The sequence below is a fragment of the Rhodococcus sp. T2V genome (genome assembly GCF_029269925.1).
Classification (GTDB): Bacteria; Actinomycetota; Actinomycetes; order Mycobacteriales; family Mycobacteriaceae; genus Rhodococcus_F; species Rhodococcus_F koreensis.
In genome coordinates this window covers 88,020-112,457 of sequence record NZ_JARJBD010000009.1, presented here as the reverse complement: position 1 = coordinate 112,457, position 24,438 = coordinate 88,020, and the positions used below count along the sequence as shown (strand labels likewise).

General features: G+C 69.9%; 16 protein-coding genes and 1 pseudogene. 10 read left to right on the top strand and 7 right to left on the bottom strand.

Translation table 11 applies throughout. The annotated features are described in order from the left end of the window. The first annotated feature begins 7 nt into the window (after positions 1-7). Positions 8-1,843 (top strand): acyl-CoA dehydrogenase, encoded by a 1,836-nt coding sequence (locus tag P3H15_RS10800; protein ID WP_276137223.1) that lies wholly within the window; start codon positions 8-10, stop codon positions 1,841-1,843. Positions 1,844-2,014: 171 nt separating this feature from the next. After that, a complete protein-coding gene (locus P3H15_RS10795; protein WP_276137222.1) occupies positions 2,015-2,998 on the top strand; it encodes a hypothetical protein in 984 nt (327 codons plus the stop codon). A gap of 72 nt (positions 2,999-3,070) precedes the next feature. On the opposite strand, the gene P3H15_RS10790 is transcribed toward P3H15_RS10795, so the two are convergent. Together P3H15_RS10790 and P3H15_RS10785 are read right to left on the bottom strand one after the other, a co-directional pair. After that, complete coding sequence (locus tag P3H15_RS10790; protein ID WP_276137221.1) at positions 3,071-5,365, bottom strand: VanW family protein; 2,295 nt, start codon at positions 5,363-5,365, stop codon at positions 3,071-3,073. A 331-nt stretch (positions 5,366-5,696) separates the two neighbouring features. Continuing rightward, positions 5,697-7,031, bottom strand: coding sequence for an acetyl-CoA C-acetyltransferase (locus tag P3H15_RS10785; RefSeq protein ID WP_276137220.1), 1,335 nt, complete (start codon positions 7,029-7,031; stop codon positions 5,697-5,699). A gap of 130 nt (positions 7,032-7,161) precedes the next feature. On the opposite strand from P3H15_RS10785, the gene P3H15_RS10780 reads away from it, so the two are divergent. Next, a complete protein-coding gene (locus P3H15_RS10780) occupies positions 7,162-8,508 on the top strand; it encodes a 3-oxoacyl-ACP reductase (protein WP_276137219.1) in 1,347 nt (448 codons plus the stop codon). Beyond that, complete coding sequence (locus tag P3H15_RS10775) at positions 8,508-9,371, top strand: MaoC/PaaZ C-terminal domain-containing protein (RefSeq protein ID WP_276137218.1); 864 nt, start codon at positions 8,508-8,510, stop codon at positions 9,369-9,371. The genes P3H15_RS10780 and P3H15_RS10775 overlap by 1 nt, the downstream gene beginning before the upstream one ends. A 48-nt stretch (positions 9,372-9,419) precedes the next feature. Here P3H15_RS10775 and P3H15_RS10770 read toward each other — a convergent pair whose 3' ends face one another. Together P3H15_RS10770 and P3H15_RS10765 are read right to left on the bottom strand one after the other, a co-directional pair. Beyond that, complete coding sequence (locus tag P3H15_RS10770; RefSeq protein ID WP_072947513.1) at positions 9,420-10,019, bottom strand: TetR/AcrR family transcriptional regulator; 600 nt, start codon at positions 10,017-10,019, stop codon at positions 9,420-9,422. Between the two features lie 103 nt (positions 10,020-10,122). Next, the gene (locus tag P3H15_RS10765; RefSeq protein WP_276137217.1) at positions 10,123-11,298 is read right to left on the bottom strand and encodes a glycoside hydrolase family 3 N-terminal domain-containing protein; all 1,176 of its coding nucleotides are present in this window, start codon (positions 11,296-11,298) and stop codon (positions 10,123-10,125) included. Positions 11,299-11,416: 118 nt separating this feature from the next. Between P3H15_RS10765 and P3H15_RS10760 the strand changes: the two genes are divergently transcribed. From P3H15_RS10760 to P3H15_RS10745, 4 genes are all read left to right on the top strand, one after another. Beyond that, on the top strand, positions 11,417-11,884 hold the full coding sequence (locus P3H15_RS10760; protein ID WP_072947517.1) for a universal stress protein: 468 nt from the start codon (positions 11,417-11,419) through the stop codon (positions 11,882-11,884). 30 nt (positions 11,885-11,914) lie between these two features. After that, a complete protein-coding gene (locus P3H15_RS10755) occupies positions 11,915-13,006 on the top strand; it encodes an isochorismate synthase MenF (protein ID WP_276137216.1) in 1,092 nt (363 codons plus the stop codon). Positions 13,007-13,133: 127 nt separating this feature from the next. Further along, positions 13,134-13,307, top strand: a complete 174-nt coding sequence (locus P3H15_RS10750; RefSeq protein WP_072947516.1) for a DUF2613 domain-containing protein — start codon at positions 13,134-13,136, stop codon at positions 13,305-13,307. 46 nt (positions 13,308-13,353) lie between these two features. Further along, positions 13,354-17,658, top strand: a complete 4,305-nt coding sequence (locus tag P3H15_RS10745; RefSeq protein ID WP_276137215.1) for an alpha-(1->3)-arabinofuranosyltransferase — start codon at positions 13,354-13,356, stop codon at positions 17,656-17,658. Between the two features lie 23 nt (positions 17,659-17,681). Here P3H15_RS10745 and P3H15_RS10740 read toward each other — a convergent pair. Next, positions 17,682-18,737: pseudogene (locus tag P3H15_RS10740) on the bottom strand (acyltransferase family protein); the annotation flags it as partial. Positions 18,738-18,957: 220 nt separating this feature from the next. Here P3H15_RS10740 and P3H15_RS10735 point away from each other — a divergent pair. After that, positions 18,958-20,115, top strand: coding sequence for a DUF3068 domain-containing protein (locus P3H15_RS10735; RefSeq protein WP_276137214.1), 1,158 nt, complete (start codon positions 18,958-18,960; stop codon positions 20,113-20,115). Positions 20,116-20,217: 102 nt separating this feature from the next. On the opposite strand, the gene P3H15_RS10730 is transcribed toward P3H15_RS10735, so the two are convergent. After that, positions 20,218-21,414, bottom strand: a complete 1,197-nt coding sequence (locus P3H15_RS10730; RefSeq protein WP_276137213.1) for a polysaccharide biosynthesis protein — start codon at positions 21,412-21,414, stop codon at positions 20,218-20,220. 62 nt (positions 21,415-21,476) lie between these two features. Here P3H15_RS10730 and P3H15_RS10725 point away from each other — a divergent pair, with 62 nt between their 5' ends. Next, positions 21,477-23,198: a hypothetical protein gene (locus tag P3H15_RS10725; protein WP_276137212.1), complete on the top strand. Its 1,722-nt coding sequence runs from the start codon at positions 21,477-21,479 to the stop codon at positions 23,196-23,198. On the opposite strand, the gene P3H15_RS10720 is transcribed toward P3H15_RS10725, so the two are convergent. Then, positions 23,139-24,359 (bottom strand): glycosyltransferase family 4 protein, encoded by a 1,221-nt coding sequence (locus P3H15_RS10720; protein ID WP_276137293.1) that lies wholly within the window; start codon positions 24,357-24,359, stop codon positions 23,139-23,141. The two genes, P3H15_RS10725 and P3H15_RS10720, sit on opposite strands and share 60 nt — an antisense overlap. Positions 24,360-24,438 lie beyond the last annotated feature (79 nt).

The window sequence follows — 24,438 nt, the reverse complement described above, 5'->3', positions numbered from 1 at the left end:
AGAAGACATGGGCCATTACAAGAGCAACGTCCGCGACCTGGAGTTCAACCTCTTCGAGGTACTCGGTCTCGAGCAGCCGCTGAGTGACGGCGTGTGGGGCGATCTCGACGCCGACACCGTCCGCAACATGCTCAGTGAAGTTGCCCGCCTCGCCGAGGGACCGCTGGGCGAGTCCTTCGCCGACGCCGACCGCAACCCTCCGGTCTTCGACCCCGAGAACCACACCGTCACCCTGCCGGAATCCTTCAAGAAGTCGTTCCGCGCACTGTGGGACGCCGAGTGGTACCGCATGGGACTCTCCGAGGAGATCGGCGGCGTCCCCGTCCCCCGGTCCGTCGTGTGGGCCATCGGTGAGCTGATCCTCGGCGCCCAGCCGGCCGCGCACATGTACCAGGCCGGACCCGCGTTCGCGGACGTGCTGTTCCACAACGGCACCGAAGAGCAGAAGAAGTGGGCCGCCACCTGCGTCGAGCGCGGCTGGGGCGCCACGATGGTCCTCACCGAACCCGATGCCGGTTCCGACGTCGGCGCAGGCCGCACCAAGGCCATCAAGCAGGACGACGGCTCCTGGCACATCGAGGGCGTCAAGCGGTTCATCACGTCCGCCGACTCCGACGACCTGTTCGAGAACATCTTCCACCTCGTCCTGGCCCGCCCCGAAGGCGCTGGCCCCGGCACCAAGGGACTGTCGCTGTTCTTCGTCCCGAAGACGCACTTCAACTTCGAGACCAACGAATTGGGCGAGCGCAACGGCGTCTTCGTCACCAATGTCGAGCACAAGATGGGCCTGAAGGTCTCCGCGACGTGTGAGGTGACCTTCGGCGGCCACGGCATTCCCGCCCAGGGCTGGCTCGTCGGCGAGGTGCACAACGGCATCGCGCAGATGTTCGACGTCATCGAGCACGCCCGGATGATGGTCGGCACCAAGGCCATCGCCACCCTCTCCACCGGCTACCTCAACGCCCTCGACTACGCGAAGGAACGCGTCCAGGGCGCCGACCTCACGCAGATGACGGACAAGGCCGCGCCGCGCGTCACCATCACACACCACCCCGACGTCCGTCGCGCCCTCGCCATGCAGAAGGCGTACGCCGAAGGCCTGCGCGCCGTGTACCTGTACACCGCGGCGCACCAGGACGAGGCCACCGCCAAGCTGGTGTCCGGCGCCGACAAGGACCTCGCGTTCCGCGTCAACGACCTGCTGCTCCCGATCGTCAAGGGCGTCGGCTCCGAGCGGGCGTACCAGTACCTGACGGACAGCCTGCAGACGTTCGGCGGTTCCGGCTTCCTGCAGGACTACCCGATCGAGCAGTACATCCGCGACGCCAAGATCGACTCGCTGTACGAGGGCACCACCGCCATCCAGGCGCAGGACTTCTTCTTCCGCAAGATCGCCCGCGACCGCGGCGTGGCACTCGCCCACGTCGCAGGCGAGGTCAAGAAGTTCATCGACACCGAGGCCGGCAACGGTCGCCTCAAGGCCGAGCGCGCCCTGCTCGCCACCGCCCTCGAGGACGTCCAGACCATGGCCGCCACCCTCACCGGGTACCTCATGGGCGCACAGGAGCAGCCGTCCGAGCTGTACAAGGTCGGCCTCGGCTCCGTCCGGCTCCTGATGTCCGTCGGCGACCTCCTCATCGGCTGGCAGCTCCTGCGCCAGTCCGAGATCGCGATCAAGGCCCTCGACGAAGGTGCCTCCGACAAGGACAAGGCGTTCTACGAAGGCAAGGTCGCCATCGCGTCCTTCTTCGCGAAGAACGTGCTGCCCGAGCTGACCGCCACCCGCGGCATCGTCGCCAACCTCGACAACGACATCATGGAGCTCGACGAAGCAGCGTTCTGATCGGCCTTTGTGGACTCCGGCACTCCTTCTCGGTCGACGCGCACCTTCTCGGCCCCCACAGCCAGTGCGCGGGCAGAGAAGGAGTGCGGGAGTTGTCCACAACCCTCGGTTCATCCACAGGTGGGCCCGCTGGGCCGGATTCGCGGCGTCGCCACGGCGAGAATCGTTCCCATGGAACACGACCCGGGGGCAATGCTGCGACGCCAGGAAGCGTTGGGCCGCGGCTACAGCGACGACGAGATCCGACGCCTCTACACATGTGGTGAGTGGCAACGCATCGGCCGCGGCGCGTACCTCTCCGCGGCGGTGTTCTCGGCGCTCGGCGACGAGGAACGTCATCGCTTCCTGATCGATTCGACACTTCACGCCCTCTCGGACGACGCAGTACTCAGCCACCAGTCCGCAGCCGTCGTGTACGGACTGCCGCTGTGGCGAACCGCCCTCGACCGCGTTCACGTCACCAGAAACCGGCGGGGAGGCGGCCGGGTCAAGCGACGGATCACGGTGCACTGCGCCCCGATCGGAGACCGGGTGGCAGTGGTGGACGGACACTCGCTGACCCTCCCGGCGCGGACCGTCGTCGACCTCGCGAGGACGCTGCCGTTCGAGCAGGCCGTCGTGGCCGGTGACGCGGCGGTCCGCAGGTTCGGCATCAGCCGCGACGAACTGGACGCAGAACTCGCCCTCGCCGCGCGGCGGCACGGGATCGACGCGGCACGGAGGGTCGTCCACTTCGTGAGCGGGCACAGCGAAAGTGTCGGGGAATCGCGAAGCCGGGTGATGTTGGCGCGGGCCGGGCTCGCCGTTCCCTCCCAGCAGGGCGAGGTGTTCGACCCCGGCGGGCGCCGTGTCGGGCGCGTCGACTTCCACTTCGACGGCATCGTGCTCGGGGAGTTCGACGGACGCGTCAAGTACGGACGGCTGCTGAAACCGGGGCAATCACCCGGCGACGCAGTGTTCGCCGAGAAACAACGCGAGGATGCACTGCGCGACCTCGGATTCCAGGTGGTGCGGTGGACCTGGGACGACCTCGAGTCGCCTTCACAGGCGGTGGACCGGGTCCGCCGCGCGATCGCCCGGGCCGAATCGCCGCGAGGACGGGTAGTCCAGGCGCCGCTGCCGTCCGTGCAGCCACTCATGGTGCGGGCACTGTAGACGCACCGACTCTCTGTTCACGCAACACTTCTCGGGTCCGAGAAGGGGTGCTGCTTCCGAGAAGTGGTGCGTCTATTCGCCGTCGTTCGGCTTCGGCTTCGGGGTGGCGGTCGGGCTCTCCGCCGGGGCGGACGGGGCCGGCGACGCGGCGGGGGTGCGCTCGTCGGGCTTGGGCGCGCCGGGTTCCTCGCACTTCACGATCGGGACAGGGTCGTAGCGGACGGTCCTGGTGTCCCGGGAGATCTCCTGGCCGGTGGCGTGATCGGAGATCACCCGGGTGTCGCTGGCGGTGAACCCCGGTGCGCCGCTGGAGGCGATGCAGTGGTCACCGGCGGGCAGGGTGACCGTGTCGGGCTGCGTCGGCTTGGTGCGGTTGCCGGTGATCGACTCGACGTCGACCGACTTGGTACCCCAGAACCGGATGGTCAGATCCGAGGCGCCGCCGATGGCCTGGATCATCACACCCGTCTTTCCGGTGTTCCGGAACTGCAGGTCGATGGCGCCTTCGAAGACGGTGGCCTCCCGCGCCTCGGGGTACCGCGAGATGTAGTACGAGTGCTCGGTGTGCGCGACGTCCTCCATGCCGGCGAAATACGCGGCGTTGTAGAGCGTCGTCGCCACCTGGCTCACCCCGCCGCCGACGGCGGTGTCCGGTCGGCCGTTGTTGATGATGCCCGACTCCACGTAGCCCTGCGCGGTACCGCGCGGACCCGTGTACCCGTTGAGCGAGAACGTGTCGCCCGGCTTGATCAACGCCCCGTTGATCTCGCTGGCAGCGAGCCGGATGTTCGTCCCGGACGCCGCCGAGAAACCGCCGGTCGTGAACTCGCCGATCACTTCCTTCACACCCAGCGCCTGCGCGGCCTCCGTCGTGAGGGCGGGCGGAATCGGTCCGTACACCGCGGCGGTGGTGTGAGAACCGTTGCCGCGCAACACCTCGGGCAGCGTCTCCAACGTCTTGGGCCACTGCACCAGATCGCCGACGACGGCGGGGACGACAGTCGGCGATCCCCCGTCGAGCGTGATCTTCGCGTCCTTCGGAACGATCTCCGTCGACACGAGCTGCGGGGCGAGGATGCCGGTCGCGGCCTCGATGTTGTACGTCGGTTTCAACCCGCCGTTGCCGTCCGGTTCGAATCCGACGATCGCGCCGATCTGCTGACGCGGCACGGTCGCGACCTTGCCGTCACGACCGGTGACCACCAGATCGGCGGACGCCGCCGGCACCGCAACATCGTTGAGCGCACGCTGGACACCGTCCTGCGTCACCGTCACGGGCACGACGTCGACGGGCAGATCCACCGTCCGGCCGAACGCCCACTTCTCGATCAACGCCGCCTCGGAACCCTCACCGTTCAGGTTCTGCCCGGTCGACGGATCCACCGGCACGGGGGTCGCGCCCTCGAACACGACGGTCCCCTCGCGGGACGCGCGGTCGGTCTCACTGCGCAGGCCGTCGACGGCGGACGCCAGCGCCGCCTCGTCGCGGGTCGACACCACCCCGATCTCGTCGGTGGTGAAGAACGACGCCAGCCTGGTGAACGGGTTGAGCGGCTGCGAGTGGGCCCGGTCGAGGGTGGCTTCCCAGTCGACGCCGAGCCCGGCGGCGGACGGAACGAGTTCCGTCGACACGTCGCCGGCCTGCACCGTCAGCGGCTGATCGACGCGCGGGCCGACCTGCGCCTGCAACGTGGCCTCCGCCTCGTCGCGGGTCGAGCCACCCACGTCGACGCCCGCCACGGTCACCCCGCGCGGGACCTTTCCGGAGGACACCGCGAGGTCCGCGGCGTACGCGATACCGATCACGGCGATCACGCCGCCGGTGATCGCGGCAACCTTCACCCACGAGGCACGGGCCGGAGCCTTCTCGGCCGGCTCCTCCGCGGGCTGCGGTTCCGGTTGCGGCAGAACCGGCGACGCGGCCGCCGGGGCCACCACCGTCGGCTCCTCGGCCGGCGGCTCCTCGGCCGGCGGCGTCGTGTACGCCTGCGTCGGACCGGGAACGGGACCCGGCGGAATCGCGGGAATCACCTGCGTGACGTCCTCGTTCGGCGGCGGCTCCACCCACAACGGGGCCTGCTCCTCGGACCGTTCCCCCAGGTCACCGAGGTCCAACTGCGCCGTCGGGGCCTCGTCGGCACTCGGCTGCGTTGTCGGGGCCTCGTCGGCACTCGGCTGCGTCGTGGGAACCTCGTCGTCGACGCTCGGCTGTTCCACCTGCGTCTCGTCGGGAGACGTCACCTCGTCCGCTGCCGAAGCGGGCTCGTCGGCCGCGTTCTCGGGTTCGACGCTGTCGGGCGTCGCGGAAGGGTCCGGCGTCGACCGTTCGGGTGCAGTGCTCCCCTTGTCGCCGTCTTCGTGGTTCACCGTGGCCCTCTCACCGAGTCGTCCTTCGTGCGGGCCTCAGCTTGCCGTCGGTGCTCGTTGCATTTCAAGCGCGATCCGATCCGAGCGAGGCCCGGTCGAGACCCCCACGTCAGCCTACCGGCCGCCGGAAATGCAAAGAGCCCCGCGCTGCTGCCAGGTCGGGGGTCAGGCAGCAACACGGGGCTGACAGGGATATCGCCAGCTAATCTCCAGCGTTACACCTGTCGGAAAAGTTTTCGGGGATCCGGCCACCCCTCGTTGCCGGACCCCCGCTCGCACCGCGCACACGCTGGCCTTTCCGGTCTCCCAGCTACCGGAAAGACCAGTCGGTTCACGCCTCTATGATTGCCGTCACACCCTGGCCGCCGGCGGCGCAGATGGAGATCAGGCCGCGGCCCGAACCCTTCTCCGCGAGCATCTTGGCGAGCGAGGCGACGATGCGTCCGCCGGTCGCGGCGAACGGGTGGCCCGCCGCCAGCGACGAGCCGTTGACGTTGAGCTTGCTGCGGTCGATGGAGCCGAGTGCGCCGTCGAGCCCCAGGCGCTCCTTGCAGTACTCGTCGGATTCGAATGCCTGCAGCGTCGCGAGCACGACGGACGCGAACGCCTCGTGGATCTCGTAGAAGTCGAAGTCCTGCAGGGTGAGGCCGTTGCGGGCCAGCAGACGCGGGATGGCGTACGTGGGCGCCATGAGCAGCCCGTCCGTGCCGTGGATGTAGTCGACGGCCGCGGTCTCGGAATCGACGAGGTGCGCGAGGACCGGAAGCTTGCGCTCGGCGGCCCATTCGTCCGTGGAGAGCAGGACCGCGGACGCACCGTCGGTGAGCGGGGTGGAGTTGCCCGCCGTCATGGTGGCGTCGCCCGCCTTCACCCCGAAGACCGGCTTCAGCTTGGCGAGCTTCTCGGCGGTGGAATCGGGCCGCAGGTTGTCGTCGCGGGTGAGGCCGAGGAACGGGGTGACCAGGTCGTCGAAGAATCCGCGGTCATAGGCGGCGGCCATGTTCTGATGGCTCGCGGCGGCCAGTGCGTCCTGATCTTCGCGGCGGACACCGAACTCCTTGGCGGTGATGGCGGCGTGCTCGCCCATGGACAGGCCGGTGCGGGGTTCGCCGTTGCGGGGGATCTCGATGCCGAGCATGGACGGGCGGACGTTGCCGAGGAGTTTGATTCGGTCGCCGGTGCTCTTCGCGCGGTTCAGGGACAGCAGGAATTCGCGGAGTTCGTCGTTGACGCCGATCGGGGCGTCCGACGTGGTGTCGACGCCGCCGCCGACACCGGCGTCGATGCGGCCGGCCGCGATGGCGTCACCGACCGCGACGATCGACTGCAGGCCGGTGCCGCAGGCCTGCTGCAGGTCGAAAGCCGGGGTGTAGGGGCTGAGGGCGCTGCCGAGGACGCATTCGCGCATCAGGTTGAAGTCGCGGCTGTGCTTGAGGACGGCGCCGCCCGCGACGAGGCCCAGCCTCTCGCCCTGGAGGTGAAAGCGGCTCACCAGTCCGTCGAGGGTGGCGGTGAACATGTCCTGGTTGGACGCCTGCGCGTACTTGCGGTCGGAGCGGGCGAACGGGATCCGGTTTCCGCCGACGATCGCGACGGGACGCTGCTGCTTTCCGCCCGGCTTCGGGGCCGCAGCGGAGTTCGAGGTGGTGCGAGCTTTGCTGGTCACTGACGTCTCCAAGGATCTGGTGCGATTACCTGTTGGCTACTATTCTTACTCAGGAGTAAGTTACTTGTCGACACCGCACTCCACTCGGTGCTCGGTGACTGACCGCCAAACGACGACAGAAGGTAGGACCGTGGCAGCCAGCAAGGGAGCTCCCGACCTCTATTCCCAGTTCCTCTCATCCGCACCCGGCGCGTTCATCGCGGCGAAGGCGGGACTGCCGCGGCCCGAGAACCTGCGGCGATACAAGCACGGCGAACCGGCTCTCGCCGGCCCGGTCCTGATCGGCGGCAAGGGCCGCCTCGTCGAGCCGCTGCGCGAACTCCTGTCCGACTACCCCGCCGCGGGCGCGGGCGACGACCGGTACGGCGCCCTGGTGTTCGACGCCACAGGCATCGGTTCGGTCACGGAACTCGAGCAGCTGTTCGAGTTCTTCCAGCCGGTCATCCGCAACCTCGCACCGTCCGCGCGCGTCGTCGTCATCGGAACCACCCCCGAGGAGACGTCCGGCGTCGACGAGCACATCGCCCAGCGCGCGCTCGAGGGCTTCACCCGCAGCGTCGGCAAGGAGGTCAAGCGCGGCGCCACCGCTCAGCTCGTCTACGTCTCGCCGAAGGCCGCCACCGGACTGTCGGGTCTCGAATCCACGCTGCGCTTCCTGCTTTCGGCCAAGTCCGCGTTCGTCAGCGGCCAGGTCATCCGCGTCGGGTCCGCGGATTCCGTCGCACCCGCCGACTGGGACAAGCCGCTCGACGGGAAGGTGGCCGTCGTCACCGGCGCGGCCCGCGGCATCGGCGCGACCATCGCCGAGGTCCTCTCCCGCGACGGCGCGCACGTCATCTGCGCAGACATCCCGGCCGCCGGTGAGGCACTGTCCGAGACCGCTAACAAGGTCGGCGGCACCTCCCTCGCCCTGGACGTGACCGCGGACGACGCCGCCGACAAGCTCGCCGAGTTCGTCCTCGAACGGCACGGCGGCGCAGACATCATCGTCCACAACGCCGGCATCACCCGCGACAAGACGCTCGCCAACATGGACGAGAGCCGCTGGAACATGGTGATCGGCGTCAACCTCCTTGCGCCGCAGCGCATCACCGACGTCCTCGTCGCCAAGGGCGCACTGAAGGAAGGCGGCCGGGTGATCGACGTCTCCTCCATCGCCGGCATCGCGGGCAACCGGGGCCAGACCAACTACGGCACCTCCAAGGCCGGTGTCATCGGACTCGTGCAGGCGTCCGCGCCGGTGCTCGCGAAGAAGAAGATCACCATCAACGCCGTCGCACCGGGCTTCATCGAGACCGCGATGACCGCGGCGATCCCCTTCGCGACGCGCGAGGCCGGACGCCGCATGAGTTCGCTGCTGCAGGGCGGCGAGACCGTCGACGTCGCCGAGACCGTCGCCTACTTCGCGAGCCCCGCGTCGAACGCCGTCACCGGGCAGATCGTCCGCGTCTGCGGCCAGAGCCTGCTGGGGGCCTGATGTCGGGCAAGGTCGTGCAACTCACGGAGAAGCCGGGCACGCTCGACATCTACACCCGCGCCGTGCGCAGCGCGCTGCCGGTCATCGGTGCGAGCGGGAACAGCGCCCCGGACACGACGCTCGTCCTGAACGGCGTGCACGTGGATCCCGACAACCTGGCGGCGTACGACCGGGTGACGGGGCTGCGCTTCGGCGACACCCTGCCGCTCACGTACCCGTTCACGCTGGTGTTCCCGGTGGTGATGAAGCTGATGGTGTCCGAGGGTTTCCCCTTCCCGGCCATCGGTTCCGTGCACGCGGAGAACGTCATCGAGCAGTTCCGCCCGATCTCGGTGGTCGAACCCCTCGACGTGTCGGTGCACGCGGAGAATCTCCGTGAGCACCGCAAGGGGCTGCTCATCGACGTGATCAGCGAGATCAGGGTCGGACGCGAACTGGTGTGGAAGCAGACGTCGACGTTCCTGCGTCAGCAGAAGACGTCGCTGTCCGGTCGGCCCGGCCCCGAGCCGAAGGCCGAGGAGGAGCCGCCGCGCCCGCTGCGGACGCTGCGGGTCGATCAGAAGACGATCGGCAAGTACGCGGCGGTGTCCGGCGACCGGAATCCGATTCACGTGTCGACGTTGGGAGCCAAGGCTTTCGGGTTCCCGAAGACCATCGCGCACGGCATGTGGAGTGCGGCCGCTGTCCTGGGGTCGGTGGAGGGCCGGATCCCGGACGCCGTCACCTACAGCGTGCGCTTCGGCAAGCCGATCCTGCTGCCGTCCACGCTGAACGTGTACGCCGATCGGACCGCCGATGGCTGGGATCTGTCGATCAAGCACCCGAAGAAGGGGTACCCGCACCTCACCGCGACGCTGCGCTGACGGGGACGAACGGGACGCTCGTTCGATCTGATCGAACGAGCGTCCCGTTCACTCCGGCTTCTTCTTGCCCGCGAGGCCGCGCCACGCCAGCGACTCCAGCAGGTCGGCGGCGGCGTCGACCTCGATCTCGCCGCCTGCGACCCGGTCGGCCACGGCCTCACCGGCCCCGACCAGGGCGATGGCGATCAGTTCGAAATCCTGGCCCGGCTCCGGATCCTTCGTGCTGGACTCGAGCAGGTGCGCGGTGAGTTCGATCAGCCGGTCGCGACTCGACTGCACCGAGCCGACGAACGCCTGCTGCCCCATCGCCTGGCGGTACAGCACCATCCACGACTTGCGGTGTTTGCCCACGAACCCGAGGAACCCCTCGAGCGCGCGGCGCAGCTGCTCGCGCGGGCTCAGCCCGGGATCGCCGGCCGGTGCGAGCGCCTCGACGAAGCGCAACCCCTCCCGCTGGATGCAGGCCGCGAACAGTTCGTCCTTGGAGCCGTAGTAGAGGTACAGCATCGGCTTCGAGATTTCCGCCCTGGCGGCGATCGCGTCCATCGACGTCTCGTGAAAACCTCTGTCGGAGAAGACGTCGACGGCAGCGTCGAGCATCTGCTGCTCGCGCACTGCGCGCGGCAGTCGCTTGGTGCCGCCGGCCATTCGTCCTCCATCATCGTCGAACCCGCTATCTTACTCTACGGTAAGAACCCGGGCTCGACCGGCGGACGAGAAGAATACCAGTACCCCGTCGCCACACCGCGCACTAGCAGGCCAGAGCGCCCTTCGCCCGCGCGACCGTCAGCACCGCCTCGTCGACCCGCTGCTGCGGCAGCTTGCCCGAGGCCACAACGCCTTCGAGATGGTCGAGGACCCGCGGGACGTCGTCGGTGGTGAGCCACAGCGCGACGTCGACACCGGACTCCAGTGCCGTCTCGACGGCCTCGGTGATGTCGTAGCGGTCGGTGATCGCCTGCATGCCGCTGAGGTCGTCGGTGAAGATCGGGCCGGTGAACGGCGGCGCGCCGTAGCCGGTGCCGCCGCGCAGCAGCGCCACGGCGTCGGGGCTGATGCTGGCGGGGATCCCGGGCGCCGTCAGGCCGGGCACCTCGAGGTGGCCGAGCATGACGCCGACTCCGGTGGACACCAGGTTCCGGAACGGGACGAGGTCCTTGGTCTGCAACTGCTCGAGCGGCGGGGTGGTGACGGCCCCGGTGTGGGAGTCGCCGGACGCGGATCCGTGACCGGGGAAATGCTTGATCACCGGAAGGATTCCCGCGTCCCGCATGCCGCGCGCGTAGGCGTCGGCGTAGCGGGTGACGACGGCGGGATCGTCGGAGTAGGAGCGGTCGCCGATGACGCTGTCGTCGGGCTGGCTGCTGACGTCGACGTCGGGCGCGAAATTGACGGTGACCCCGAGGTCCTTCAGTCCGCGCCCGCGCTCGAGCGCCATCTGATACGTCTGCTCCTCGGTCATCGTGGCCGCGGTCTGCCGGGCGGAGGGATCGGCGCCGAGCAGGTTCTCGACGCGCGACACCCGCCCGCCCTCCTCGTCGATCGTCACCATCAGCGGCAGCGACGACGCCGAGGCCACCTGGGGAACCTCGTGGTTCGCGAGCATGGTCTCGTCGGTCCAGCTTCCGATGAAGATGCCACCGACCTGCTCGTTCCGGACCACCTGGGCGGCATCCGCGGTGCCGGTCACACCCACGTTCAGCAGCTGAGCGAGCTTGCGCCGCAACGGCAGCGACTGCAGGAACTGCGTCTCGCACGACGCCGGCGCGGCGGCGGGCGATGCGGTGCCGGTGTGCGACGCGGGCTCGACGGAAGACGGGGACGGCGTCGCCGAGGACGACTCCGCGACCGTCTCGCCACCACCCGACGAACATCCGGCGACGAGGCCGGTACAGGCTGCGAGCGCGAGGGCATACTTGATCCGCATGGGTCCGACGGTAGCCCAGTTCACCGCCGATGCTCCCGCAGCAGGCCCCGAATCGACGACCGCTGCCGCCCGTCTTGGTAATCTGGACACAGAGGAAACCCGTACTCAGGAGGTCGTGGTGCCCGGTGGTTTGATGTTGATCGCCTACGACGGATCCGACAACGCGAAGCGCGCCGTGGAGTGCGCCGGACGATTCCTGGCCTCCAATCGCGCTGTGCTGGTGACGGTGTGGGAGCCGATGGTCCGTCAGGCCGCGCGCATGTCGGGACTGTCCGGGGTGATGCAACCCGAGTGGGTGCCCGACGAGGAGACCGAGGACGTCGCGTTCTCCGACGCCAAGGTCACCAACGAGGAGGGCATCCTGCTCGCCGAGGCCGCCGGGCTCACCACCGAGGGTCGGTGTATCGAGTGCACCAGCACGATCTGGACGGCGATCGTGGAGACGTCGGACGAACTGGCGGTCGACATCATCGTCACCGGCACCCGGGGCACCACCGGCCTGCGGTCGCTGCTGCAGAGCAGCGTCGCCGACCACGTGTTGCGGCACAGTCACCGCCCGGTGCTGATCGTGCCTCCCGGGAAGTAGTCCGGACGCCCGACTACTGTCGGGTGCACCATGGACGGCTTCCTTCTCTCCCGCGCCGATCGGACGCTGCGCACATCCGGGGTGCGGCACGGGTACGACACCGCGGCCGCTGCCGCGTCCGCCCTCACGAACGGTGACACCGGGCTGATCGTCGGGGCGCTGCCGTTCGATCCCGCACGTCCCGCCGCGCTGACTGCCCCGGAGTCGTGGGAGTTCACGGACGGCCCGTGGCGGCCCGGCACCGTCGCCGCACTCCCCTCCGTCCGCGTCGTTCGGCAGGTCCCCGAACCCGCCGAGCACGTGGCCCGCGTCCGGTCCCTCGTCGACCGAATGCGCGAGGGCACCCTCGGCAAGGTGGTGGCCGCGCGCAGCGTCACCCTCCGCGCGAACTCCCCCATCTCCGCAGAAGCGTTGGCGGCACGGATGATTCACCAGAATCCGACCGCCAACGGGTTCGCCGTCGACCTATCCGCGGCCGGCGAGGGCTTCCGCGGCCGCAGCCTCGTCGGGGCCAGCCCCGAAGTCCTGCTCAGCAGGCGCGGCCGACGCGTCACCTGCCGCCCGCTCGCCGGAACCGCCCCGCGGCGCGCCGATCCGGAGGCCGACGGGAAAGAAGGCCGGGGCCTGCTGGAGTCGACGAAGAACCTGGCCGAGCACGCGTTCGTGACGGCGTGGATCAGGGACGTCCTGGCGCCGCTCTGCACGGAGTTGACGGTCCCGGCTTCCCCGGTGCTGACGAGCACGCACGAGGTGTGGCATCTCGCGACTCCCATCGAAGGCGTGCTGCGCGAGAAGTCCACGAGCGCCCTGAGCCTGGCGGTGCTGCTGCACCCGACGCCCGCGGTGTGCGGCACCCCCACCGACGCGGCGCTGGCGACCATCCGGGACGTCGAGGAGGATCGGCGGTTCTACGGCGGTGCCGTCGGATGGTGCGACGGCGACGGTGACGGCGACTGGGTGGTGGCCATCCGCTGCGCCGAGATCGGCGCCGACGGGCTCGAGGCCCTGGCGACCGCGGGCGGGGGCATCGTCGCCGAGTCCGATCCGGAGTCCGAACTCGACGAGACGACCACCAAACTGCGCACGCTGCTCCGGGCGCTGGGTGTGCAGCAGAGCCCGTGAACTGCGGAAACGGCGGCCCCCGAGCACCAATCAGCAGTTCGGCGGCCCTCGGGTGATACCTTGACCCGAGCAATTCGTACGCGGGAGTAGCCGTGTGCGTCGATGGCAAGACGGTGGGAGATGTCTGATGGGGAAGTTCCTTGTGCCCGGTGTGGTCAGCGCCGTGGTCGGTGTCGCTCTCGGCACCGTGGCGACGCTCGGCATCACCGCAGCCGCACAGGACAACACGCGTCCCGAGGTCGACCGGAGCGGCAACGCGGATTCCTCACTCCTGAACCAGGTTGAGTACGGCAGCCGCTGAGAGCGCCGGCTCGACAACTTCCCGCACTTCCCCCGAGTCGGCGGCCATGGCGCCCTCGGCGGAGCCTCTGTCGCGGCGGTGGCTGTTCGGCGCCTCTGTCGTAGCGTTCCTTCTCGCGTTCCTCCAAACCCCCGGCCGGCTCGCCGCCGACACCAAATACGACCTGTCCCAGAATCCGATCGGATTCCTGGAACGGGCGTCCCATCAGTGGAGCAGCCAGGCCCCCATGGGCCAGGTGCAGAACCAGGCCTACGGATACTTCTTCCCGCACGGCGCGTTCTTCGCGCTCGGCGACATCCTGAGCGTCCCGGCGTGGATCACCCAGCGGGTGTGGTGGGCACTGCTGCTCGTCGCCGGATTCTGGGGCATCGTCCGCCTCGCCGAGGCGCTCGGCGCCGGTAGCCGCTCGTCCCGCGTCATCGCCGGTGTCGCGTTCGCATTCTCCCCCCGCGTCCTCACCACTCTGGGTTCGATCTCGTCGGAAACCCTCCCGATGATGCTGGCGCCGTGGGTCCTTCTCCCCGTAGTCGTCGCCCTCGCCCACGTGAGTGGCAAAGCGTCCCGGGACGCGCATTGGCGCTCACCTGCACGGCTGGCGGCCCAGTCGGCGCTGGCCGTCGCGCTGATGGGTGCGGTCAACGCCGTCGCGACCGCGGCGGCGTGCCTCGTCGCAGGCCTGTGGTGGATCTCCCACCGCCCCAACCGGCGGTGGTGGACGTTCACCGCGTGGTGGTTCCCGTTCCTGGCGCTGGCCACGCTGTGGTGGATCGTGCCGCTGCTGCTGCTCGGCAAGGTGAGCCCGCCGTTCCTCGACTACATCGAATCGTCCGGGGTGACGACGCAGTGGACGTCCCTCGCCGAGATCCTCCGCGGCACCGACAGCTGGACGCCGTTCGTCTCCCCCGAACGCATCGCAGGCGCGGTCCTCGTCACCCAGCCCGCCGCGGTCGCGGCGACCGGGCTCATCGCCGCCGCCGGTCTCGCGGGGCTGTGCATGCGGTCGATGCCGGCCCGCGGTCGCCTCACCCTGATCCTGTTCGTCGGGGTCGCCGGACTCGCCGCCGGGTACATCGGCGAACTGGGTTCCCCGTTCGCCGAGCAGGTGCGACTGTTCCTCGACTCCACCGGGGCGCCCCTGCGGAACGTGCACAAACTCGAGCCGCTCGTCCGGATCCCGCTCGTGCTCGGGCTGGCGCATCTCCTGGCGAAGGTTCCGCTGCCCGGGTCCGTGCCGTTCGCGCGGTGGCGCAGCGCGTTGGCGCACCCCGAGCGCGAACCGATGGTCGCGGTGACCAGCCTGGTGCTGGTCGCCCTCACCCTCGCGACGTCGCTGGCGTGGACGGGCAAGCTCGCGCCGCGGGGCACGTACACCGACGTCCCCGACTACTGGCAGCAGGCCGCGTCGTGGCTGGAGGACAATGCCGGGGGCACCAGCCCCGACGGTTCGGACGCGGAGCGCGCGCTCGTGGTGCCCGGCGCACCGTTCGGCAGCCAGCTCTGGGGTCTCACCCGCGACGAGCCGATGCAGGCGCTGGCGTCCACACCGTGGGCGTCCCGCGACGCCGTCCCGCTCACCCCGCCCGGCACCATCCGGGCGATGGACTCGATCCAGCGGTTGATCGCCGACGGCCGGCCCTCGGACGGCATGGCGCAGACCCTGCTCGGCCAGGGCATCCACTACCTCGTCCTCCGCAACGACCTCGACCCGGAGACGTCGCGGTCGACGCGCCCACTGCTCGCGCACCAGGCCGTCACCGGATCTCCCGGATTCACCCGGGTCGCGGAGTTCGGCGAGGACATCGGACCCGGCGACGTCGAGGGCCTCGTCATCGACAGCGACCTGCGGCCGCGATATCCGGCCATCGAGATCTTCGAGGTGTCGACGCCGGACGGATCGCCCGCACCGAGCGGCCCCTACACGGCGAACGTCGACGGCATCCCCCGCGTGCAGGGCGGTCCGGAATCGCTGCAGCGCCTACGGGAGAACGGCGCACTGCCCGGAACCGGACCCGTCCTGCTGGCCGCGGACGCGAAGCGCGCCGGACTGCCCGTCGACGACGTCACGGTCACGGACACGCCCCGGGACCGCGAAACCGACTACGGCCAGGTCGACAATCACAGTTCGGCGCTGCGGACCCCGGACGATGCGCGCCGCACGTTCAATCTCGTCCCCGACTATCCGGTGGCGGACACCCCGCTGGTCGAGGGCCGGTGGGAGGGCGCGACGCTGAGCGTGTCGAGTGCGGCGTCCGACGCCACCCAACTCGGCGGCTCCTCGCCCGCCAGCAGCGCCGCCGCGACCGTCGACGGCGACCCGGCGACGGGCTGGTTCAGCAACGGCATCGAGCGGGCGCTGGGCCAGTGGCTCCAGATCGACTTCGACACCCCGCTCACCAGTTCGCTGCTGCACATCACGACGAGCCCGGCCGCGATCGGCGCGCCCGTCCGCTGGATGGAGGTGTCGACGCCCAACGGCAGCACAGCCGTGAAGGTGGACGCGCCGGGCAAACCGATCGCCGTGTCCGTTCCCGGTGGTGTCACCCCGTGGGTGCGGATCACCGCTACCCGAACCGAGAACGGTTCCCCGGGAACGCAGTTCGGCATCAGCGAGGTATCGGTCGAGGACTTCTCCCAGCGTGACGCCCCGGTCACCGTGCCGATCCGGTACCGGACGGTGCTGCCTCCCACCCCCGAGGGCGCGTCCGTGTCGGGTTGGGACCTCAGCCAGGAGCTCCCCGGCCGCAACGCGTGCGCGGAGGCCCCGGACCGGGTGCGGTGCAGCAACGCCTTCGTCCTGCCGCCCGAGGAGGTCGGCACGTTCGAGCGAACGCTGTCGGTGCCCGAACCGACCGCGGTGACGCCGCAGCTCACACTGCGGGCCCGGCAGGGCGCACCGCTGGAGGATGTTCTCACGCAACGGGATCGGCCGTCCGCCCACGGAACGAGCAACATCACCGACCTGCGCGGCTCGGCGTTCGCCGCCACCGACAACGATCCGCGCACCAGCTGGTCGGCGAAACAGGACACCACCAGCGGCAAGGGCGCGAAACCGACCCTCACGATCGATCTTCCCGAACCCACGCTCGTCACCGGACTGCAGCTCACGCCCAGTCTGGGTGCCGTGCCCGCCGCCCCCGACCGGGTAGCCGTCGACCTCGGCAACGGACCGCAGGTGCGCGACGTGGACGAGGACGACGGGACCGTCACGGTCGAACCCCGGGTGACGGACCGGATCGTGCTCAGCCTCGTGTCCTGGAAGAGCACCCTCGACCAGAACGCTCTCGGGTTCGCCCAGCTGCAGCCCGCCGGACTCGCCGAGGTCGGGGTGCTGGGCGAGGACGGCGTCCTGCTGCCCGGCTCAGGTCCGATCGACGACGCCGGCGACAGCCCGGTCACGGTGCCCTGCGAGGAGGGGCCGGTCGTGTCGATCGGCGGGCAGCCTGTGCGCACGAGCGTCACCGCAACCGCCGGGCAATTGCTCTCCGGCGACCCGGTTCCCGCGACGCTCTGCGACGATCCCGGCCCCGTCCCGCTGGCGGCGGGATCACAGGACGTGACGGTCGACCCGGGGTCGGCGTTCTTCGTCGACAGTCTGCGCCTCGACGCCGGACCGCAAGCACAGGCCGTTCCGACGGAGCAGGTGTCGACCACCGCGTGGACGGAGAACCACCGGGAACTCACGGTGCCCCGCTCGGACACCGAACGCCTCGTCGTCGTCCCCGAGAGCACCAACGTCGGCTGGGTGGCCACCGCACCGGACGGCGGCGAACTGACGCCGGTCGTCGTCGACGGCTGGCAGCAGGGATGGATCCTGCCCGCGGGAACCGAGGGGACGGTGACCCTCGACTTCCCCACCGACCACTGGTACCGGCTGGGGATCTTCGGCGGCCTGCTGCTGCTGATCCCGTTGGTCGCCGCCGCGTTGTGGCCGCGTCGCGCCCGTGAGCGCGATCCCGGGCCGGCACCGCGGACCTGGGGCAGCGCAACGGCCGGGTGGCTGGGAATCCTCGCCGCCGCCACCGTGATCGGCGGTCCTGTCGGCGCGGTGACGACGGTCGTGGCGACGCTGCTGGCCGTGGTCCTGATTCGGCTACGCGGAACCGCCACCACCGCGCGCGTGCTGGTCGGGGTCGCGGGAGCGTCGACGATGCTCGGCATGGCGATGCTGTCGACCGGGCCGTGGCGCGCGCCCGGCGGGTACGTCGGGCACTCGTTCCTCGTTCAGTTCCCGCTGCTGCTCGCGCTCGTCGCGACGGGGCTGGCCGTCCTGCCGCTCGGACGGTCGGCGTTGCTCGCGCGCGCCTCCCAGCGCTTGACGGCGCGGCGCGCCGGTTCCTCCACCAACGCGTAACTGGCCGACGCGACCGCGACGCTCAGCACCGTCGTCAGGAACAGGATGTAGACGAAGTGGCCGGAGAACGGGACGAGCCCGAACACCGGGAAGACGATGGACAGCACGGCGAGGTGCCAGATGAAGATGCCGTACGACCAGCGGCCCACCGCGAGCGCGAGCGGGCTCGCGAGGTAACGGTGGGTGGACCTGTCGGACAGCACCAGCGGTGCCATCAACGCGAAACTGATGACGGCGCCGAGCGCCATCTTGGCGGCGTACTGCCAGGGTTCGGGACGCACCAGCCCCTCCGGCCCGGCGAGGTCGGTCGCCGTGAGCGCGAATGCCACTGCGGCGACGAAGAACATCCGGACGCGGTGATGCGCCCAGCGGTGCATCCGTCCGGGCGGGCTCACCGCCAGTTCGGCCAGCAACATCCCAGCTCCGAACCAGGGCAGGTATCCGGGCAGCCAGTTGTCGTGGTGGATGCCGCCCGGCGTCGAGACCGGCACGAATGCCCACGTCAGGCTCACCGCGATCAACGCGAGGATCGCCGGAACACGCAGCCGCGCAGCCGGACCCCGAAGCCGGACCAGTGCGAGGGCCAGCAGCGGAAGCACCAGATAGAAGGCCACCTCCACCGACAGACTCCACATCTGGGTCAGACCGTCGGTGAGAGTGAGGGGCACGAACACTTGCACGAGACCGAGATTCGCCCACCACGTGCGGTAACTCGCGTTGGCGGTGGGCAGGAACGTCAACACCACGGCCACGGCGACCCAGTACGCGGGCAGGATGCGCGTCGCCCGCGAAATCCAGTACCGGACGACGCCGGGGGCGGAACCCATCCCCCGCGCAGCCCCGGCATGGCTGCGCCACAGCAGGAATCCCGACAGCGCGAAGAAGACTGCAACCGCCAGATCGAATCGTCCCCAGATGCGGCCGAGCACCGGCACGTGCGTCGCGCCCGTCTGGAACGCGACGTGCGTCACGAGCACCCCCAGCGCCGCGAGACCGCGCATCCCCTCCAGTGCGGGAATGAAACTGCGCGGAGTAGCGGGCGCCGCGGGCGCGGGCGAGATTTTGGCCGGGGTGCTCATCACCAACAGTGTGCCTGGTCCGGGCCCTGTGACGGAAAACTCCGTCCCGGTCACTTCGCTGCGGAACGGCCGGTGCGTTTACTATCCGATGGGGCAAATGCGCATTCGAGACTGTTAGTGTTTTGCCTCACGTGGTGTCGATGTGGGCTCCATGCGATCCGTGCAGCCGTGCTGCCGGTGGGGGAATCTCAATCGACAGAATTGGGTTAGGAGAGAAAGCATGGCGGAGCGCTCAGGGCCGAGCCGGATACTTGCTTGCATTCTGGTGGGCCTCGGTGCCTTCCTCTTGGCCGTCGCCATTCTCATTCCCACCTACACGGTGGGCAAATTGGCGAAGACGCCGTTGGACCTCGAAGTGACCACGATCGCCGAAGGTTCCGGCAGCGTGCTCAACTCGCAGTCTCTGCTCGCAGGCAAGGCCGAAGTCAACACGAACGTTCCACTGGTGTCACAGCGTTACGTCACCACCGAGGACCCCGCGAACGCGGACGTCGTCACTCTCCAGGCAGGGCAGACGCTGCGGCGCACCGACAAGCAGGGCGACACCGGACTGCTGTCCGCGATCGTCGACCGCAACACCGTCGACCGCAAGACGTCGATGCCGACCAACGACCCGGTGGGCACCATCCAGACGCAGCCCAACCAGCCTGCCGAGGAAGTTCCGCGCGACGGACTGCAGTACAAGTTCCCGTTCGATTCGAAGAAGCAGAGCTACCCCTACTTCGACCTGAACGCGCGCGCCACCCAGGACATCGACTTCGTCGAGGAGACGGAGATCAACGGCCTGAAGGTGTACCACTACAGCCAGACGATCGCCCCCGTCGACCTGTCGAAGGTCGTCAACTCGCCCACCAACAAGCTGACGCTGCCCGCCGAAGCCTGGGGCGTCCCCGGTGGCACCCTCCCCGTCACGATGACCCGCTGGTACACCAACGTGCGTGACCTGTGGGTCGAGCCCGAGACCGGTGTCGTCGTCAAGGGCCAGGAGCAGCTGCACCAGTACTACGCCCGCAACAAGGACAAGCCGGAGATCGACGTCCTGAAGGTGGAACTGCCGTTCAACGAGCAGACCATCGAGTACCAGGTCCAGCAGGCCAAGGACGGCATGGACAAGCTCAGCACGTTCGGTCGCACCGTACCGATCATCGCCGGCATCCTCGGCCTCATCGCCCTGATCGCCGGACTGTTCCTCGGTCTGCGCGGCGGCAAGGGCAAGCAGCCCGCACCGGCCGACGGTGGTGACTACCCGCAGAGCGGTGGTGGACGCCACGTCGACCTGGGCAAGTCGGAGGAGGCTCCCACGGAGCAGCACGACTGGACCACGGACAAGACGGAAGAGATTCCCGTCGCAGATCCGCGCCGGTACGACGAGCGGTAGAGCACGACAACCGGACGCCACGTAGTCCGGTGCGAAGGGGACCCCGGTTTTTCACCGAGGTCCCCTTCGTCGTACGGAGAGGCCTGTCGAACCGGACCGATGTCAGATCGCGGGTGCGTCGCGTCGCGCGCTGCGCACGGCGAAGAGACTCGCGACCAGGGCGGTACTCGACGCGACCGTCACGGCGACGGCGATGAACTGCCCGATCGTGGACGCGAGGGTCAGCATGGCGGTCATCTCGACGGCGAGACCGATCCAGGCGATGACGGCGAGGTGCGTCCGCTCCCCCGCGATGGCGGACAGCAGGGCGCCCTGCAGGACGGCGAGGCAGGCGCCGTGGAGCGCGAACAGCCACAGCAGCGACTGCACGGGGCGGTACGCGTCGCCGACGAGGAGCGGGACGAGGGGGGCGGCCACCGCGACACCCGCGACGAGCACTGCGCCGAGTCCGACGAGGACGGCGAGCGCAGAGCGGATCGCCTGCGCGGAGTGCGCGGGATTCGCCATCCGCGGGTACAGCACCACCCCGACGGCCTGCGGCAGCCAGAACGCGGCCTTGGTGGCGACGGCACCCAGCGCGTACAGGCCTGCGTCGTCGTTGCTGAGCACGATGCGGGCGATCACGAGGTCCATCGACGACAGCGCGATCAGCGCCAACTGCACCTGCGACGCCTTCAGCACGGCCGCGACGCCGATCCGGGTGCTCGATTCCCCGGTGATCCCGGAATCGGCGAGCAGCCGCGCGCACAGGGCCACCAGGCCGGTGCCGACCGCGCTGGCGGCGAGGGCGAGTCCCGGCCCGGCGCCGACGGCGAGCACCACGACCGCGGGAACGACCTTCGCGATTCCGGCTCCGGCGAGGACGACGCTGAGCGGGCCGAACCGCGCCGAACCCTGCAGCAGTCCCTGTTCGGTGGCGAGCAGGACGAGGACGGGCGCCGTGACGAGCGCCGAGAACGTGGCGAGCATCCCGGTGTCGAGGGCGAACGACACGAGGGGCGCGAGCAGCGTCGCCGCGACCGCGACGATCAGCGCGCAGCGGTACCCCAGCAGCCGGAGCGCGTGTGCACCCTTGCCCCGGACCGCCTCGCGGGCGACGACGGTCTGCAGTGCGAGCGCGGGGACGGCGAGGACGAGTTGGGCGGCCAGCAGACTCGCGAACTCCCCGTAACCCGCCGGGCCGAGCCAAGCGCTCGCCGCCCAGGCAAGCAGGTAGGACGCGATATTCGCGGTCATCGATCCCGCCGTCACCATCGTCACCCCGGCGACCGCCGAGCTGGTGAGGGTCTGGCGTGGCATTCGCCCATGATGCACTACGTGCCGTGCGGGCCGGGTCGATGCACCACGTATCGTGACGGCCCATGACCGTCCGGCGCCGAGCACCGTTCGTGGCGGCGGTCTACAGCCTCGTCCTGGCGTTACTCGTCCTCGGTCCGCTGCTCGGTCCCGGTTACCTGCTGCTGCGTGACGCGGTGAGCACTCCCCGGTCGTATCTCACGGACTCGGCGCTCGGTCTCACCGATGCCGCCGCGCGGGCGGTCCCGCAGGACGCCCTCCTGGCCGCGCTGAGTGCGTTCGTCGACGGCGGACTGATGGTGAAGGCGATCCTGCTGATCGCCCTGTGGACGGCGGGCTGGGGCGCGGCCCGCATGGTCCGGACCGCCCTGCCGACCGCCGGGCTCGGTCCGCAACTCGTGGCCGCGACGGTGACGGTGTGGAACCCGTACGTCGCCGAGCGACTGCTGCAGGGTCACTGGAGTCTGCTGACGGGGTATGCAGCGCTGCCGTGGACGGTGTGCGCGGCCGTCGCGATCCGGCGCGGTCGGCGACAGGGGTGGTTCGCCCTCGCGGCCTGCCTCGCCGCGGCCGGTCTGACACCGACCGGGGTGTTGCTCGCGGCGGTGACGGCGCTGGCCGTCCTCGCCTGTCCGGGTGGACGCTCCGCCCGAGGGCTCCGTCTGACAGGTGCGCTGGGCCTGTTCTTCGCCGCGAGCGCGCCGTGGCTGGTGGCCACGGCTCTGTCCGGCGGCGGCGGGGACGGCTCCGATCCCGCCGGGGTCGCGGCGTTCGCGGCCCGCGCCGAACCGGGTCTGGCGACGCTCGGCAGTCTCGCCGGGCTCGGCGGCGTCTGGAACGAGACCGCCGTCCCGCAGACCCGGACCACCCTGTTCGCCCTGGTCGGAACGGTCCTGCTGCTCGGTGTCGTGCTATGTGGCCTCCCTGCGCTGTGGCGGCGTCGACGGCATCCCGCAGTCGCCGCGCTGACCGTGCTCGCACTGCTCGCGGTGCTGCTGCCGACGCTCGGCGCGACGGCGTGGGGTCTCGACGTCGGCCGCTGGTCGGTGCAGCACGTCCCCGGAGCGGGATTGCTGCGGGACGCGCAGAAGTGGGTGGCGCTTGCGGCCCCGCTGTATGCGCTCGCCGCCGCGGCCGCGGTGCTGCGGCGCCCGGTCACCTGGTCGGTCTCGGCCGTCCTGATCGTGCTGCTCGCCCTCCCCGACCTCGCGTGGGGCGTCGGGGGCTCCCTGCGCCCGGTCCACTATCCGCCGTCGTGGCAGCAGGTGGCCGCCGAACTGGACGGCGACCCGACCAGCGGGGACGTCGCCGTCCTGCCCACCGGCATGTTCCGCAAGTTCCCCTACAGCAATTCCGCTCCCGTCCTGGACCCCGCCCCGAGAATGCTGCCGGAGGACGTCCTGCAGACCGGCGAGCTGGTGGTGACCGGCGGCAGCGTCGGGGGCGAGGGGTCCCGGGCGCAGCAGGTCGAGCGGGTGCTGCTCACCGGCGGTTCCGCCGCCGATCTCGCGTCGCTGGGCGTCCGATGGGTTCTGGTCGAGCGCGACACGCCCGGACCGCGCGGCGAATCCGCGACCACCCTGTCCGGGCTGGAGCGACAGTTCTCGGACGAGCATCTGGAGCTGTACCGCGTCGACGGCGACGTCGCGCCGTACGAGGCGAGCCGACGGGCGCGCGCGACCGTGATCGCGGCCCACGTGCTGTGGGCGATGCTGTTGGCCGGTGGTCTACTCGGCGCGGGCGTGCTCGAGGTCCGGACGCGCCGGCGCCGGCGACACCAGCCCTGACGTGCGCCTGCCCGCGGCCGTGCCCGCCAGCACCTCGTGGACGCCGTTCCCGGTGTGCTTCCAGGAGAATTCACCCGCCCGGACGCGTGCCTTCTCGCCGAGCACCGTGCGGGTCTCGGGCTCGAGCAGGAGCGTCTTGACCGCCGCGGTCAGGTCGGCGACGTCGGCCGTCGCCGACTCGGCCTTGCCGACCAGAACTCCGGTCACGCCGTCGACGATCGAATCCGTGAGACCCTTGGAGCTGCGGTAGCCGACGGTCGGGACGCCGTGCTGCGCCGCCTCGATGACGGCGAGACCCCAGCCCTCCTTGCGGGACGGCATCACGTGCACCCAGGACTGCGACAACAACCGGTGTTTGCGGGTCTCGTCGACGTGCCCGTGGAACGTGACGGCGTCGCCGATGCCCAGCTCGTGCGCGCGGTCGCGAAGGTTCTGCTCCCACCAGCCGCCACCGATGACGTCGAGGTGCACGTCGGCGATCGTGGGGCGCAGGGCGGCGACGGCCTCGAGGGCGTCCTCGATCTGTTTGTGCGGCACGAGCCGTGACAGCACGCACACGCTGGGGTGCGCGGTCCTCGTGTCGGCGCCGCCGATGTCCACACCGAGGGGGATGTCGTCGGCGCCGTTGCGCACCACCGCGATCCGCTCGCGCTCCACTCCCAGTTCGACGAGTTCGTCGGCGGACGGCAGTGACACGGTGAGGTACTGGTCGTCCCGGTGGGTGCGCGGCGACAGCCGGGATTCCACCCACCAGCCGATCTTGCCCATCAACCGGCCCGCCACCGGCCACTGCTCGCGGTGGCAGTGATGGACGAGCAGCGTCACGGGTGCGCCGGCGACGACGCGGGAGAAGAACGGGATGCCGTTCTGGGTGTCGATGACGGCGTCGGGCTGAATCCCTCGCAGCGGTCCGAACCCGAGCCGGCCCGCGGCGATCGCGGCGAGGGCGCGGGGGTAGACGCTGTACCGTCCGCCCGCCCGGCTGATCTCGATGCCGTCGACGGTCTCCTTCTTGGCGGCGCCGCGGTAACCGGCGGTGCGGAGGGTGACCTTGATTCCCCGCGCCGCGAGCTGGGCGCCGACCTCCTCGAGGTACCGCTCACTGCCGCCACCCTGCGGGTGACCGGTGTCGCGCCAGCAGAGCAGCAGAACCTCTCGCACGTTCATATACTCCTGTGGTCGGTGCGGTACTCGTGGTCTCGGGGCGGGACGTTCCGCGCGGTAGTCCCCGAACACCCTA

What these genes read in the sequence shown, in the direction of transcription:
- P3H15_RS10800 (WP_276137223.1), top strand. Translation starts at nt 8, where the DNA reads ATGGGCCATTACAAGAGCAACGTCCGCGACCTGGAGTTCAACCTCTTC.
- P3H15_RS10795 (WP_276137222.1), top strand. Translation starts at nt 2,015, where the DNA reads ATGGAACACGACCCGGGGGCAATGCTGCGACGCCAGGAAGCGTTGGGC.
- P3H15_RS10775 (WP_276137218.1), top strand. Translation starts at nt 8,508, where the DNA reads ATGTCGGGCAAGGTCGTGCAACTCACGGAGAAGCCGGGCACGCTCGAC.
- P3H15_RS10770 (WP_072947513.1), bottom strand. Translation starts at nt 10,019, where the DNA reads ATGGCCGGCGGCACCAAGCGACTGCCGCGCGCAGTGCGCGAGCAGCAG.
- P3H15_RS10765 (WP_276137217.1), bottom strand. Translation starts at nt 11,298, where the DNA reads ATGCGGATCAAGTATGCCCTCGCGCTCGCAGCCTGTACCGGCCTCGTC.
- P3H15_RS10755 (WP_276137216.1), top strand. Translation starts at nt 11,915, where the DNA reads ATGGACGGCTTCCTTCTCTCCCGCGCCGATCGGACGCTGCGCACATCC.
- P3H15_RS10750 (WP_072947516.1), top strand. Translation starts at nt 13,134, where the DNA reads ATGGGGAAGTTCCTTGTGCCCGGTGTGGTCAGCGCCGTGGTCGGTGTC.
- P3H15_RS10745 (WP_276137215.1), top strand. Translation starts at nt 13,354, where the DNA reads ATGGCGCCCTCGGCGGAGCCTCTGTCGCGGCGGTGGCTGTTCGGCGCC.
- P3H15_RS10735 (WP_276137214.1), top strand. Translation starts at nt 18,958, where the DNA reads ATGGCGGAGCGCTCAGGGCCGAGCCGGATACTTGCTTGCATTCTGGTG.
- P3H15_RS10730 (WP_276137213.1), bottom strand. Translation starts at nt 21,414, where the DNA reads ATGCCACGCCAGACCCTCACCAGCTCGGCGGTCGCCGGGGTGACGATG.
- P3H15_RS10725 (WP_276137212.1), top strand. Translation starts at nt 21,477, where the DNA reads ATGACCGTCCGGCGCCGAGCACCGTTCGTGGCGGCGGTCTACAGCCTC.